Source organism: Corynebacterium dentalis (assembly GCF_900232865.1).
Lineage (GTDB): Bacteria > Actinomycetota > Actinomycetes > Mycobacteriales > Mycobacteriaceae > Corynebacterium > Corynebacterium dentalis.
Window position 1 is genome coordinate 183,941 of record NZ_OCTS01000006.1, and the last position, 13,059, is coordinate 196,999.

Genomic DNA, 13,059 nt, shown 5'->3' on the forward strand with positions numbered 1-13,059 from the left:
AGTAATGCAGGCCAAGTTGGGGCTGCGAAGCTAGCGCTCGCGCTCTTGCTCCAGCCGGGCGCGACGCTCCCTCTGCTTGAGGCGCTCGCGCACAATTCGATCTTTTTCTATACGATCTCTCATGCGCTGGGGGTAACCAGTTTCCTCAGCGAAATAAAGCGGAACTCCGGTGCCCTGAAAAACCGCGTCGATCCCCTTGGGTCCGCCGATCCTGCGCCGAGTCCACTCTCCCGTGCCGTCTACGAAGACCACGGACATCTCGTTAACAATGGTCTCCGGCTCCACGAAGCCCTCCACGCCAGCGCGAGAAGCTGACCATTTCTGCAGGTAAGCAAGGTCTTTCGCGCGCACAGTATCCCCCGGGGCGCGGGGTGGCCTCAGATTGGACTTCCTGGAACGGCCGAAAAGATTAAACACGAGATTCAGTCTATCCGAGCCGGTTCGCGCTTCTCCACGAGTTCGCCTGGCAGCTGACTGTGAGCAATTCGGGATTTTGCGAAAAATGGGGTGAGTTTTGCGTCGAAAAGAAACGCAAGCTGTCCTGAATCGAAAAAGCGGCGGGCGTACACTTATGTAGTATTTCAATCAGATACGACCACTGCTGATTTTCGCGTAAGCACGAGGAGCTTCAAGACCATGGCGCATTCCGTCGAAATGCCCGAACTGGGCGAGTCCGTAACAGAAGGCACTGTGACCCAGTGGCTCAAGCAAGTTGGTGACAAGGTCGAGGTCGATGAGCCTTTGCTGGAAGTCTCCACGGACAAGGTGGATACCGAAATCCCATCCCCTGTGGCCGGTGTTCTGCTGGAGATCATCGCCGATGAGGATGACACCGTGGACGTGGGTGCCGTGATCGCCAAGATTGGCGATGAGGACGAGGCCGGTTCGGATTCCAGCGACGACTCTGACTCTGACGACGATGAGGATTCCTCCGAGGAAGCTGCCGAGGCGGAGTCCGCCGACGAGGACGAAGAAACTTCCGAAGACGACACTGCTGAGGCTGAGGCTCCCGAGTCCGACTCCGGCGAGGGCGAAGACGTGGTCATGCCAGAACTCGGCGAGTCTGTCACCGAGGGCACCATCACCCAGTGGCTGAAGCAGCCAGGCGACAAGGTCGAGGTCGATGAGCCACTGCTCGAGGTCTCCACCGACAAGGTCGATACCGAGATCCCTTCCCCAGTGGCAGGCACCTTGGTTGAGATCCTGGCCAACGAAGACGACACCGTCGACGTGGGCGATGTCATCGCCCGCATCGGCGACGGCTCCGCCAAAGCCTCCAAGTCCGAGGACAAGGCTGAAAAGAAGGAAGAGAAGGCCGAGGAGCCAGCTCAGTCTGAAGAGCCAGCCAAGTCTGAAGAACAAGCAGAGTCGAACGATGACGCTGACGAACAGGAATCTTCCTCTGACTCCGATTCCGCTGACTCCAGCTCCGAGGGTGGCTCCGGCGAGGCTGAAGACGTGGTCATGCCAGAGCTCGGCGAGTCTGTCACCGAGGGCACCATCACCCAGTGGCTGAAGCAGCCAGGCGACAAGGTCGAGGTCGACGAGCCACTGCTCGAGGTCTCCACCGACAAGGTCGATACCGAGATCCCTTCCCCAGTGGCAGGCACCTTGGTTGAGATCCTGGCCAACGAAGACGACACCGTCGACGTGGGCGATGTCATCGCCCGCATCGGCGACGGCTCCGCTAAGGCATCCAAGTCCGAGGACAAGAAGTCTGACTCCAAGAAGACTGAGTCCAAGAAGGCCGAGACCGACGCAGACAAGAAGACCGAGCAGTCTGACGAGACCGAAGAGTCCGTTCCAGACGAGTCCACCGAGATCAAGGAGTCCTCTTCCGAAGAAAAGTCCGGCGAGGCGAAGAAGGAAGATGCTCGCGAGAAGGCTGCAGAAAAGGCCAAGGAAGTAGCACAGGAGGACGAAAAGAAGAACAACAGTTCCGAAGCGAAGTCCAGCTCCTCCGCCGACAGCCAGCCTGGCTCCGATTCCCTGCCGTACGTCACTCCACTGGTGCGCAAGCTGGCGGACAAGCATGGCGTGGATCTGTCTCAGGTCTCCGGCACGGGTGTGGGCGGCCGCATCCGCAAGCAGGACGTTCTGGCTGCAGCCAACGGCGAATCCGCTGGTGAGGCCCAGTCCGGCAAGTCCGAGGCACCGGCTTCCCGCAACTCCACCTTCAAGGTGGATGCCAAGAAGGCTGAACTGCGCGGCACCACCCAGCGCGTCAACCGCATCCGCGAGATCACGGCTGCCACGACTCTGGAGTCCCTGCAGTCCACTGCTCAGCTCACCCAGGTGCACGAGGTCGACATGACTCGCGTGGCGGAGCTGCGCAGCAAGTCCAAGGAAGCATTCCAGGACAAGCACGGCGTGAAGCTGACCTACCTGCCGTTCTTCGCCAAGGCGATGGTGGAGGCTCTGGTGGATCATCCAAACGTCAACGCATCCTACGATGCGCAGTCCAAGGAAATGACCTACCACGGCCAGGTCAACCTGGGCATCGCGGTGGACACCGAGGCTGGCCTGCTCTCCCCTGTCATCCACGATGCGCAGGATCTGAGCTTGCCGGAGCTGGCCAAGGCCATCGTCGACATCGCCGATCGCGCCCGCAACAAGAAGCTCAAGCCAACCGACCTGACCGGTGGCACGTTCACCATCACGAACATTGGTTCCGAAGGCGCCTTGACGGATACCCCAATCCTGGTTCCGCCACAGGCTGCAATGGTGGGCACCGGCGCTATCGTGCAGCGTCCGATCGTGCTGACGGAGGATGGCGCCGCTGCCATCGCTATCCGCCACATGGTGCTGCTGCCAATGACCTACGATCACCAGGTCATCGACGGCGCTGACGCTGGTCGCTTCCTCTCCACGGTCCGTGACCGCCTGGAGACCGGCGATTTCGAGGCTGATCTCGAACTCTAAGCGCGCTCCACAGGCTAGTTCTTTCTAGCCTTTTCTCCAGTGCCCTCCGCGGGCGGCGGTACTATCGATTGCATGGGATTCCAGCACGGTAGTATCCGCAATTCCGCGGAGGGCATTGACGTTTCTTATCTCGGCGAGGTCGATTATTCCGAGACCTGGACCAAGCAGGCGGAGCTGGCCAAGCAGCGCGCGGACGGCGAGATCGCCGATACCGTGCTGATGCTGCAGCATCCCTCCACCTACACGGCAGGCAAGCGCACGGAGCCGAAGGATCGCCCCACCAACGGCCTTCCGGTGGTGGATGTTGACCGCGGCGGCCGCATCACGTGGCATGGGCCAGGTCAGTTGGTGGCCTACCCAATCATCCAGCTGGCCGATCCCGTGGACGTGGTTGATTACGTTCGACGCATGGAGCAGGCTCTCATCGCTACGTGCGAGGCTGCTGGTGTTCACGGCGTGGGTCGCGTGGAAGGCCGTTCGGGCGTGTGGCTTTCTGCGGGAGTGGTGGACGGCGAGCTCAAGCCCGCACGCAAGATCGCGGCCATCGGTATCCGCATCACCCGTGGCGTGACGATGCACGGAGTATCGCTGAACTGCAATAACACGTTTGAGTACTACGAGAACATCGTGCCGTGTGGCATCTCCGATGCGGGTGTGACGTCCTTGAGCGCAGAGCTGGGCCGCGAGGTCACGGTGGAGCAAGTGGAAAAGGACTTGGAACGCAACATTATCGATGCACTCAACGGTGACCTTCCTGTGCCTGGAGCGTAGGGTGGTGCCCATGAGTGTGAGTGCTGATGGACGACGGATGCTTCGCATTGAAGCAAAGAACTCTCAGACCCCAATCGAGGCAAAACCTCGGTGGATTCGTACGACAGCGAAGATGGGGCCCGAGTACCGGGACATGAAGAACCGAGTGTCTGGCGCTGGCCTGCACACGGTGTGCCAGGAAGCAGGATGTCCGAACATCCACGAGTGTTGGGAGGACCGCGAGGCGTCCTTCCTCATCGGTGGCGATACCTGTTCACGCCGTTGTGACTTCTGCCAGATCAAGTCTGGCCGCCCATCCCCTCTGGATCGCGATGAGCCACGTCGTGTGGCGGAGTCCATCGCGGAGATGGGGTTGAACTACGCCACGATCACCGGCGTGACGCGCGATGACCTGGATGACGAAGGCGCATGGCTGTATGCGGAAGTGGTGCGCAAGATCCACGAGATCAACCCGCACACCGGTGTGGAGAATCTCACGCCTGACTTCTCCGGCAAGCCGGACTTGCTGAAGATCGTCTTCGATTCCCAGCCCGAGGTGTTCGCGCACAACCTGGAGACGGTTCCCCGCATCTTCAAGCGCATCCGCCCGGCGTTCCGCTACGAGCGCTCCCTCGAAGTCATCAAGGCCGCCCACGATTACGGCCTGGTGACCAAGTCCAACCTGATCCTGGGCATGGGCGAGACCGCCGAGGAGGTCCGCAGCACCATCGCTGACTTGGCTGAAGCCGGCACGGATATCCTGACGATCACCCAGTACCTGCGCCCCACCGCGATGCACCACCCCATTGAGCGTTGGGTCAAGCCGGAGGAGTTCTTGGAGCACTCCGAGGCCGCCTACAATGCCGGCATCAACGCCGTCATGTCCGGCCCGTTGGTGCGTTCTTCCTACCGCGCGGGCCGTCTGTACGCTCAGGCCAAGCAGGCCCGCGGCGAGCAGATCCCGGAGAACCTCAGCCACTTGGAAAAGACGCTGGACGGCACCACCTCCCAGGAGGCATCCAGCCTGCTGAATAGGTACGGCGCGTCCAAGGAAACTCCTGTCGCTGCGCGATAGTTGAATTTTCGGCCGTAGTTGCTGCGGCCAGCACGAAGGCCAGGGAATCGCCGACCCTGGCCTTTTTCACTGTCTCGCCCATGGCCTATTGTTAATTGCATGGCGAAGGATATCCGCGAGAAGGAAAATAAGAAGGCCGAAAAGGCCGCGAAGCGGGCACGGGGCAAAGAAACCCGTTCCCAGATGTGGCAGGCATTCCAGCTGCAGCGCAAGCGGGATAACAAGCTCATCCCGTACATGCTGCTGGCGTTCCTGATCCCCGTGATCCTTCTGCTGCTACTCTCCCTCGTTTTCGGCTGGTGGTGGCTGAACCTCATCGTCGGCATCATCCTGGGTGTGGCAGCGGCTCTGTTCATCTTCACCCGTCGTCTCCAGGCTGGTGTGTATGACCAGATCGAGGGAGAAGCCGGTGCCGCAGCATGGGCTCTGTCCAACCTGCGCGATGGCGTCGGGATGAAATGGAAGACGGAAACGGGCGTGGCCACGAACTCCCACATGGACGCGGTGCACCGCGTGGTGGGCACCCCCGGTGTGGTGCTCGTGGGCGAGGGCACGCCGCACCGTTTGAAGCCGATGATGGCGCAGGAGCGTCGTCGTTTGGCGCGCATCGTGGGCAAGACCCCGATTTATGACGTGGTGGTGGGTGACGAAGAAGGCCAGGTGCCCGTCAAGAAGCTGCAGAACCACCTGATGCGGCTTCCGCGCAACATCAAGAAGAATGAGGTCGATGGCCTCGAGCACAAGATCTCTTCCATCACGCGCTTGAACAATCCTGCCAATGCGATGCCGAAGGGTCCTCTGCCAAAGGGCGGCCAGGTGGCGGGCATGAACCGCCGTGCGCGCCGCGCTGCTAATCGCGGTAAGCGCGGTTGATCTGGCAACTCCTCGGCACCTTATTACTGCTGAACCTCGGCGGGATTCTCACGCCGGGGCCAGATTTGTTTTTGGTGCTGCGGCTGGCTTCCCGTTCGCGGCGTCATGCTATTGCGGCGGTGCTGGGCTCTCACCTGTGCCTGACGGGCTGGGTGCTGCTCACGGCCCTGGGCGCGGCGACCCTGCTGGGCCGTTACCCATGGCTGTTGGGCTGGATTCAGGTGGCAGGCGGGCTGTGGTTGCTGTTCATGGCCCAGTCCTTGGTGCGTGCGGGGTGGCACGAGTTTTCTTGGCGCCGACACCATGCCAGCGTCCACTCAGACATCGACGTCAGCTCACAACTGGGGTCTGTCCGGGCGGCGTTTGCGCAGGGCTTTGCCACTAACCTGTCCAACCCGAAGGTAATTCTTTACTTCAGCGCCATCATGGCGCCGATCCTGCCGGTGGGCGCACCGTGGTGGACCGTGGCGCTGATCGTGGTGGCCGTGGTGATGGAGTCTCTGGTGATTTTCTCCACCATTGCTCTGTCCGTGTCCACCTCCACTATGCGGCGCAAACTCCTCGGAGCTGGGCCATATATCGACCTCGCGGCAGGTGTTTTCTTCAGCATCGCCGGCGCGACGCTTCTGATTGTGGGCGGCTCGGCGCTGCACTAGCGCACGTAAAAGTTAGCGAGTACGGATGACTGCGGTGCCGGTGGCGCGATCATGCATACCGCGGCCGTCGGTGTCCTGAATCACCGGTGGCAGCAAGAAAATGGTGAGGAACGCACGGAATGCGGCGCGGACAATGCCCACGCGCTGGTTCGGCTCATCCACGCGCGCCACGCCGATGCCCATGATCGCGTGGCCCGGAGATTGGGCGAACAGGCAGACAGTCACGATGCGCAGAAGAACAAACAGCCCCAACGTGAGGAACGCGTTATCCCCCAACGAGTCCGTCATCGTATTGATGAATGCCGCCATGGCGTAACAGAGCAGCCAGTCGATGAGCAGCGCGGCCATGCGCGGGAACAATCCCGACAGGGAACCGGGTCCACTTTGGGGCAGTCCCAAGTTCTCGCCCGCGTAGGCAGAGAGATTAGTGGGATCCTCGTTTTCGCCCGGTACCAGCGGGCCTTCCAGCCAAGAGCGCTTCTCATTCATGATGATTTAGACACTAATCGCAGGCAGAACTTCTGCCTAATTTTAGGCCCTCCTCCCCGCAAAAGGATGGTGTGGGGTGGGATTAAGGGCGAGCTTGGCGTCAGGAAAAAACACAACGATGCACACCACATCGCGCGCCACATGTGAGCGAGGGCACCCTCCCACTCACAGAACTCACGAAAAACTTATAAGGTTGTACCTAGTGTTTCGCGTACGACGATTCGCAACTGCGAAAGTTTGGCGTGAGATATGGCCAAAAGTCGAGCCGCGCTCTGCCAAGATCGCAAGTGAGACGGCAACAAGTTAACAAAGGCGAAACATTGGGTTGACCATAGAGAAACGTAAGTTCCCTAGACTAGATCCAATGAGACGCCGAACCTCCGCTTTCGGCTCGACTCGTAGCAAAGTATCCCACCGCAAGGAACGGAATTAAGACAGTGTCATTCAAGACTCCTGAAGAAGTCGTTAAGTACATCAAGGACAACGACGTTGAATTCGTCGACATCCGCTTCACCGATGTGCCAGGCCAAGAGCAGCACTTCACCATCGCCGCTCACGCATTCGACGAAGATGCAATCGAGGACGGAATGGCCTTCGACGGCTCTTCCATCCGTGGATTCACCTCCATCGAAGAGTCCGACATGAACCTGCTCCCGGATCTCGCTACCGCGAAAATCGATCCATTCCGCAAGGCCAAGACGCTGAACATGAAGTTCTTCGTCCACGACCCCTTCACCCGCGAGCCATTCTCCCGCGACCCACGCAATGTTGCCCGCAAGGCAGAGCAGTACCTGAACTCCACCGGAATCGCCGACACCTGCTTCTTCGGTGCAGAGGCAGAGTTTTACCTCTTCAACAACGTTCGCTACTCCACCGAGATGAACCAGGCCTTCTACGAGGTTGAGTCCGAAGAGGGCTGGTGGAACCGCGGTGCCGAAACCGACCTCGACGGCACCCCAAACCTGGGCTACAAGACCCGTCCAAAAGGCGGCTACTTCCCTACCGCCCCATACGACCACTACCAGGATCTGCGCGACGAAATGTGCCGCAACCTGGGCAACGCGGGCTTCGACCTGGAGCGTGCACACCATGAGGTAGGCACCGGCGGCCAGCAGGAGATCAACTACAAGTTCAACACGCTGCTGCACGCAGCTGATGACCTGCAGTCCTTCAAGTACATCATCAAGAACACCGCATGGCAGAACGGCGTATCCGCCACCTTCATGCCAAAGCCACTGGCAGGCGACAACGGCTCCGGCATGCACGCCCACCAGTCCCTGTGGAAGGACGGCAAGCCACTGTTCCACGACGAGAACGGCTACGCCGGACTCTCCGACATGGCTCGCTACTACATCGGCGGCATCCTGGAGCACGCAGGCGCAGTGTTGGCGTTCACCAACCCAACCCTGAACTCCTACCACCGCCTGGTGCCAGGCTTCGAGGCTCCAATCAACCTCGTTTACTCCCAGCGCAACCGCTCCGCAGCCGTGCGTATCCCAATCACCGGCTCCAACCCGAAGGCCAAGCGCCTGGAGTTCCGCGCTCCGGACCCATCCGGCAACCCATACTTCGGCTTCGCTGCCATGATGCTGGCCGGTCTGGACGGTATCAAGAACCGCATCGAGCCACACGCTCCAGTGGACAAGGACCTCTACGAGCTGCCTCCAGAGGAAGCAAAGTCCATCCCTCAGGCACCAACCTCCCTCGAGGCATCCCTGAAGGCACTGGAAGAAGATCACGAGTTCCTCACCGAGGGTGGCGTGTTCACCGACGACCTGATCGACGCATACATCGGCTACAAGTACGATGCTGAGATCTCCCCGAACCGCCTGCGCCCAACCCCGCAGGAGTTCGAGATGTACTACGACTGCTAAACCGCAGTGCGCTAGCTAGCTAGTTGGCTGGCTAGAAAGCAGATAAAGGCCAGTGGAAACATCGTTTCCACTGGCCTTTATGCGCGCGCGGGCGGATTGCGGGTGCAGGCTCGCGGGTAATCGCACGCAAACAACCCACTTACAACAGTGCGCAATAAACTTGGCCACTCCGGCGTTACAGTGGGTGTGTATGCGGCAAAACTCTGCCGCAGCGCAGCAAATGTGAACACAACCGAACTTTCCTCAGAAAGGTCAGCGTGACAGAAACCATGACGGACCCTGCAGACAATCGCCAGCCCACCGCCGACCCGGCAGAAGCAAATGCCTTCTTCCCTTCCCCTTACTCGCTGTCTCAGTACACTGCGGACAAGACGGACTTCGACGGACTCGCGACAGATCAGAAATACCAGGGCGGCCGGTGGAAGGTGCTCGTCATCGCTACCGATGAGCGCTACATGCAGATGAAGAACGGAAGGTTCTTCTCCACCGGCAACCACCCCGTGGAGACTCTGCTTCCCATCCATCACATGCAGCAGGCGGGCTACGGCATTGATGTGGCTACCGTTTCCGGTAATCCAGGCAAGTTCGAATGGTGGGCCTACCCAGACAAGGACGAGGCTATCGCCGAGACATGGAAGCAGACCGAAGAAGCCTTCCGGAGCCCTCAGAAGCTTTCTGCGGTGCTGGCAGATGGCCTCGATAACTACGCGGCTATCTTCATCCCGGGCGGACACGGTGCCATGAACTACATCCCCTTCAGCACGGAGCTCGGTGAGGCCTTGCAGTACTTCGTGGATAACGATCGTCTGGTCATCACCCTGTGCCACGGCCCAGCGGCTCTCTTGGCTGCCGGCACCAACTCCGAAAAGAACGTGTTCGCGGGCTATGAGATCGTCGCGTTCCCCGATGCCTTGGACTTTGGCGCCAACATCGATATCGGCTACCTGCCGGGCGAGATGCCATGGAAGTTGGGTGAGACGTTGCAGGAAGCAGGCGTGGTCGTTAAGAACGACGACATGACCGGCGCCACCACGCGCGATCGCAACCTGCTCACAGGTGACAGCCCTTTGGCCGCCCACCAACTGGGTAAGGAATCCGCGCTGGCTCTGCTGGAGAAGTTCGGCGAATAGCGATTAGCTGCGGAGATTAGCTGGTCGCGGCGAGGCGGCCTTGGAGCGCGCCGTAGACCAGATCATGTAGTGGTGTTTCGACGCAAGCCTTCTGCCCCATCCGGATAATGGCACCCACTTGAGCGTCGATCTCATTGGGCTTGCCCGCGGTGATGTCCCGCTGCATGGAGCTAGTGGCCTCGGGGATCTGCTGGTCCACAAAACCGAGCGTTTTCTTCACGATGTTCTCCGGCAGCGCCACGTTGCTCCCACGGGCGACGGCCTCCACCTCGCGCATGAGCTGCTCCAAAGATCCGCGCAGCTCAGTGCGCAGGTATCCCAGCGGTTGATTGGCCAGCGCGCCGAGCTCACCGGTGGTGGTGACAAACAGCGCCTTGCTCCACACGTCCACGAAGATGTCGTCCAAGCACTTGCCACCAATATCTGCAGCGTGCAGGTGCTCGGTCAGCTCACGGGCGACGGCAGCGGCTCGGTCAGTAGTCGAGCCGTCGGCAGCACCTTCACCAACAGAACCACCCACAAACGTTCCCACGTTCAGGCTCAGCGGCCCCGGGTGCAGCTTAATCTTCGCCGGACCCAAGTGCGTGAGGTAGCCGCGAATAACCCCTGGCAGAACGTTGTTTTCCCCGAAGCGCTCCGCCGCAAGATACGGCACCTCCACGGAGTTGTGCGTGGTGACTACCGGGATACCCTCGACATCCGGGAAGGTCTCGTTTCCCGGCAGCGCCTTCGTCGCCACGATCACCACGTCCAAACCGCCCAGTGCTTCGCGCAGTTCAGAGAAAGACTCGGCGGAAGTAACGGGAATTGTGGTGGTGTTGTCGTCGGGATCAATCAACGTCAACCCCGTGGAACGCAGCACCTCCAAGGTCTCACCGCGGGCCACGAACCCCACGTCCTGCCCCGCTTGTGCCATCAGTCCACCGAAGTAGCCGCCCACTGCACCTGCACCAAGAAATCCGATCTTCATGGGTGCCAGCCTAGTTAGCGATCTCCGGGGTTTCCGCAATGGCCTCGAGGATGAACTCCTTGACCTTGTCCGCGTCATTGGGCAGATCTACCACGTGACGGTCGGCGTTCATGATGTCGCGGAAACGCTCGGGAACCTCGGGCTCGGTGCCCAGGGCTTCCTTGATGGTGTCCGCGAACTTCACGGGCAGCGCGGTCTCCAAGCAGACGATCGGTGAATCCACCGTGTCTGCCCACTCGCGAGCGGCCTTCACACCATCGGCGGTGTGTGGGTCCATGAGTACGCCCAAGTCCTTGTAGCACTCCGCTATGGTCGCCACGCGATCCGCGTGCGAGCTGGTCGCGGAAAGGAATCCGAACTTCTCGGCGGTATCCGTAAACGCCGCATCCTCGTTCAGGCTGAATCCACCTTGCTTGACCTGGGTGCCGAACAAGTCGGCGATGCGAGCGCCGTCGCGGCCCAGCAGGTCGAAGACGAAGCGCTCGAAGTTGGAGGCACGGGAGATGTCCATGGAGGGGCTGGAGGTCTCGTGCGTTTCCGCCGAGCTGCGCACGCGGTAGTGGCCAGTGCGGAAGAACTCGTCCAACACGTCATTCTCATTGGTAGCCACGATCAGCTTGTCGATGGGCAGTCCCATGGAACGTGCGATGTGACCAGCACAAATATCGCCGAAGTTACCCGTGGGCACGGAGAAGCTGACCTTCTGCTCGTTGGATTCCGTCACTCGGATCCAGCAGGACACGTAGTACACGATCTGCGCCATCAAACGCGCCCAGTTAATGGAATTCACCGCGCCGATGCGGTTATCGCGCTTGAAGTCCGCATCAGCGCTGACGCCCTTGACCACGTCCTGGCAATCGTCGAACACGCCGTCCAGGGCGATGTTAAAGATGTTCGGGTCATCGAGGCCGAACATCTGCGCCTGCTGGAACGGGGTCATGCGCCCGGCTGGGGTGAGCATGAACACGCGGATGCCATCGCGCCCGCGCATCGCGTATTCGGCGGAAGAACCCGTATCGCCGCTGGTCGCGCCTAGGATGTTCAGCGTCTCGCCCCGGCGCGCCAGCTCGTATTCGAACAGCTCGCCCAGCAGCTGCATGGCCATGTCCTTGAAAGCCGCGGTCGGCCCCTCGGACAAGTGGCCGATGTACAGGTCACCGGTCAGGCGCGTCACGGGAACGATGTCCTCGCTCGCGAACTTTTCGGTGGTGTACGCGCGGGTGGCGATGCCTTCAATATCTTCGGCGGGGATGTCGTCGATAAAGAGCTTGAGCACCTCGGCAGCCAGCTTGGCGTACCCACCCTGCTGGTCCACCAGGCCACGCCATTGGGTCAAAGTGGCATCGTCCAGCTGTGGGTATTCGGCGGGCAAGTACAGGCCGCCATCCGGCGCTAGTCCACCGAGCAGGATGTCGGTGAATGTCGCTGGGGTACGGGAGGCATCGCGCGTTGAAATGTAGTCCACGGTTGTTCATCGTAGCCGGTCGCACGCGTGAACGGGCCATACGCCCGCCGTTTTCGCACCCGTACCTTCAGAGGAGAAAACTCCTACTTGGCGCACAGCGGCAGTGCGAGACCCTCTCCGCCTTCTTGGGGAGTGGTAAAGAATGCGCAGTCCCACCAGCCACGATCGGTGACCATGGTCTTGACCAGATCCCAGTCCGCACCGCTCAGATTGGGAGTGCGGCTCAGAACGAAACCCGATCGACGCTGCGGGTCTCCGACGATGGCGAGGTCATAATCCTCACTAAGGTAAGTGACCCGGTAGTTCGTTTCACCTTCGAGGGACTGTCCAGGGATGCCATCAAACGCCACACGCAGAGAGGCATTCGTCTCTGGATCGGTGACCTGAGCCTTACCGGTGATGTCCGACGTGGTTCCAAATAAGGTGGTACAGGAATTCTTCACGGAGATGGTGGCATCATCAATGACTTCATACTTAGCCTTCGTGTTGGACAAGCACTGCAGAGTATAAGGCTGTGGGACCGCGGCCACCTGATACCACGAACCTGCGTACTGCTCTGGATCCAACTGCCCGATCTGGGTTAGTTCGTCCCCACCGATGGAGCCGATGGCGGAGCCTTCAGGAAGCGAAGGCAGCTGGGACACACTGGATCCACGGCCACCGTTAAAAATGTCTTCGCCATTTGACTGGGCCATGGCTTGAGGGGCGGTCATTCCAACTAGAAGGGAGCCTGCAAAAACCATTGCAGTAACGCGCTTGAATCGCATAGCTAATTCCTAATCTCGGGGGAGTATTCGTTTCGGGTTGAGCCCGAAACGTACGGGCTCTAAAAACAGCCATTGCAAGTGACAGCAA

Annotated in this window: 12 protein-coding genes; 7 read left to right on the forward strand and 5 right to left on the reverse strand. The window is 60.2% G+C overall.

All coding sequences use genetic code 11. The features are described from left to right. Positions 1–30: 30 nt before the first annotated feature. The gene (locus CS919_RS08155) at positions 31–417 is read right to left on the reverse strand and encodes an oxidoreductase (RefSeq protein WP_099298992.1); all 387 of its coding nucleotides are present in this window, start codon (positions 415–417) and stop codon (positions 31–33) included. A gap of 219 nt (positions 418–636) precedes the next feature. Between CS919_RS08155 and sucB the strand changes: the two genes are divergently transcribed. From sucB to CS919_RS08180, 5 genes are all read left to right on the forward strand, one after another. Then, positions 637–2,922, forward strand: a complete 2,286-nt coding sequence (gene sucB, locus CS919_RS08160; RefSeq protein WP_099298993.1) for a 2-oxoglutarate dehydrogenase, E2 component, dihydrolipoamide succinyltransferase — start codon at positions 637–639, stop codon at positions 2,920–2,922. 72 nt (positions 2,923–2,994) lie between these two features. After that, positions 2,995–3,693, forward strand: coding sequence for a lipoyl(octanoyl) transferase LipB (gene lipB / locus CS919_RS08165; protein ID WP_099298994.1), 699 nt, complete (start codon positions 2,995–2,997; stop codon positions 3,691–3,693). A gap of 10 nt (positions 3,694–3,703) precedes the next feature. Continuing rightward, a complete protein-coding gene (gene lipA / locus CS919_RS08170) occupies positions 3,704–4,747 on the forward strand; it encodes a lipoyl synthase (RefSeq protein ID WP_099299069.1) in 1,044 nt (347 codons plus the stop codon). A 99-nt stretch (positions 4,748–4,846) separates the two neighbouring features. Next, positions 4,847–5,620, forward strand: a complete 774-nt coding sequence (locus tag CS919_RS08175) for a DUF4191 domain-containing protein (protein WP_099298995.1) — start codon at positions 4,847–4,849, stop codon at positions 5,618–5,620. Next, on the forward strand, positions 5,617–6,276 hold the full coding sequence (locus CS919_RS08180) for a LysE family translocator (protein WP_099298996.1): 660 nt from the start codon (positions 5,617–5,619) through the stop codon (positions 6,274–6,276). The genes CS919_RS08175 and CS919_RS08180 overlap by 4 nt, the downstream gene beginning before the upstream one ends. 12 nt (positions 6,277–6,288) lie before the next feature. On the opposite strand, the gene CS919_RS08185 is transcribed toward CS919_RS08180, so the two are convergent. Beyond that, complete coding sequence (locus CS919_RS08185) at positions 6,289–6,765, reverse strand: RDD family protein (protein WP_099298997.1); 477 nt, start codon at positions 6,763–6,765, stop codon at positions 6,289–6,291. Positions 6,766–7,202: 437 nt separating this feature from the next. Here CS919_RS08185 and glnA point away from each other — a divergent pair, with 437 nt between their 5' ends. Continuing rightward, positions 7,203–8,639, forward strand: a complete 1,437-nt coding sequence (glnA, locus tag CS919_RS08190) for a type I glutamate--ammonia ligase (RefSeq protein ID WP_099298998.1) — start codon at positions 7,203–7,205, stop codon at positions 8,637–8,639. Positions 8,640–8,908: 269 nt separating this feature from the next. Next, a complete protein-coding gene (hchA, locus tag CS919_RS08195; RefSeq protein WP_099299070.1) occupies positions 8,909–9,769 on the forward strand; it encodes a glyoxalase III HchA in 861 nt (286 codons plus the stop codon). 16 nt (positions 9,770–9,785) lie between these two features. Here hchA and CS919_RS08200 read toward each other — a convergent pair whose 3' ends face one another. From CS919_RS08200 to CS919_RS08210, 3 genes are all read right to left on the reverse strand, one after another. Then, positions 9,786–10,739, reverse strand: a complete 954-nt coding sequence (locus CS919_RS08200) for a 2-dehydropantoate 2-reductase (RefSeq protein ID WP_099298999.1) — start codon at positions 10,737–10,739, stop codon at positions 9,786–9,788. Positions 10,740–10,749: 10 nt separating this feature from the next. Beyond that, positions 10,750–12,204, reverse strand: coding sequence for a threonine synthase (thrC, locus tag CS919_RS08205; protein ID WP_099299000.1), 1,455 nt, complete (start codon positions 12,202–12,204; stop codon positions 10,750–10,752). A gap of 83 nt (positions 12,205–12,287) precedes the next feature. Then, a complete protein-coding gene (locus tag CS919_RS08210; RefSeq protein ID WP_370737756.1) occupies positions 12,288–12,971 on the reverse strand; it encodes a lipocalin family protein in 684 nt (227 codons plus the stop codon). Between the last annotated feature and the right edge of the window lie 88 nt (positions 12,972–13,059).

Bases quoted from the DNA above. Each gene is read 5' to 3' on its own strand.
- hchA (WP_099299070.1), top strand. From the start codon at position 8,909: ATGACGGACCCTGCAGACAATCGCCAGCCCACCGCCGACCCGGCAGAA.
- CS919_RS08200 (WP_099298999.1), bottom strand. From the start codon at position 10,739: ATGAAGATCGGATTTCTTGGTGCAGGTGCAGTGGGCGGCTACTTCGGT.
- sucB (WP_099298993.1), top strand. From the start codon at position 637: ATGGCGCATTCCGTCGAAATGCCCGAACTGGGCGAGTCCGTAACAGAA.
- CS919_RS08175 (WP_099298995.1), top strand. From the start codon at position 4,847: ATGGCGAAGGATATCCGCGAGAAGGAAAATAAGAAGGCCGAAAAGGCC.
- lipA (WP_099299069.1), top strand. From the start codon at position 3,704: ATGAGTGTGAGTGCTGATGGACGACGGATGCTTCGCATTGAAGCAAAG.
- lipB (WP_099298994.1), top strand. From the start codon at position 2,995: ATGGGATTCCAGCACGGTAGTATCCGCAATTCCGCGGAGGGCATTGAC.
- CS919_RS08185 (WP_099298997.1), bottom strand. From the start codon at position 6,765: ATGAATGAGAAGCGCTCTTGGCTGGAAGGCCCGCTGGTACCGGGCGAA.
- CS919_RS08210 (WP_370737756.1), bottom strand. From the start codon at position 12,971: ATGCGATTCAAGCGCGTTACTGCAATGGTTTTTGCAGGCTCCCTTCTA.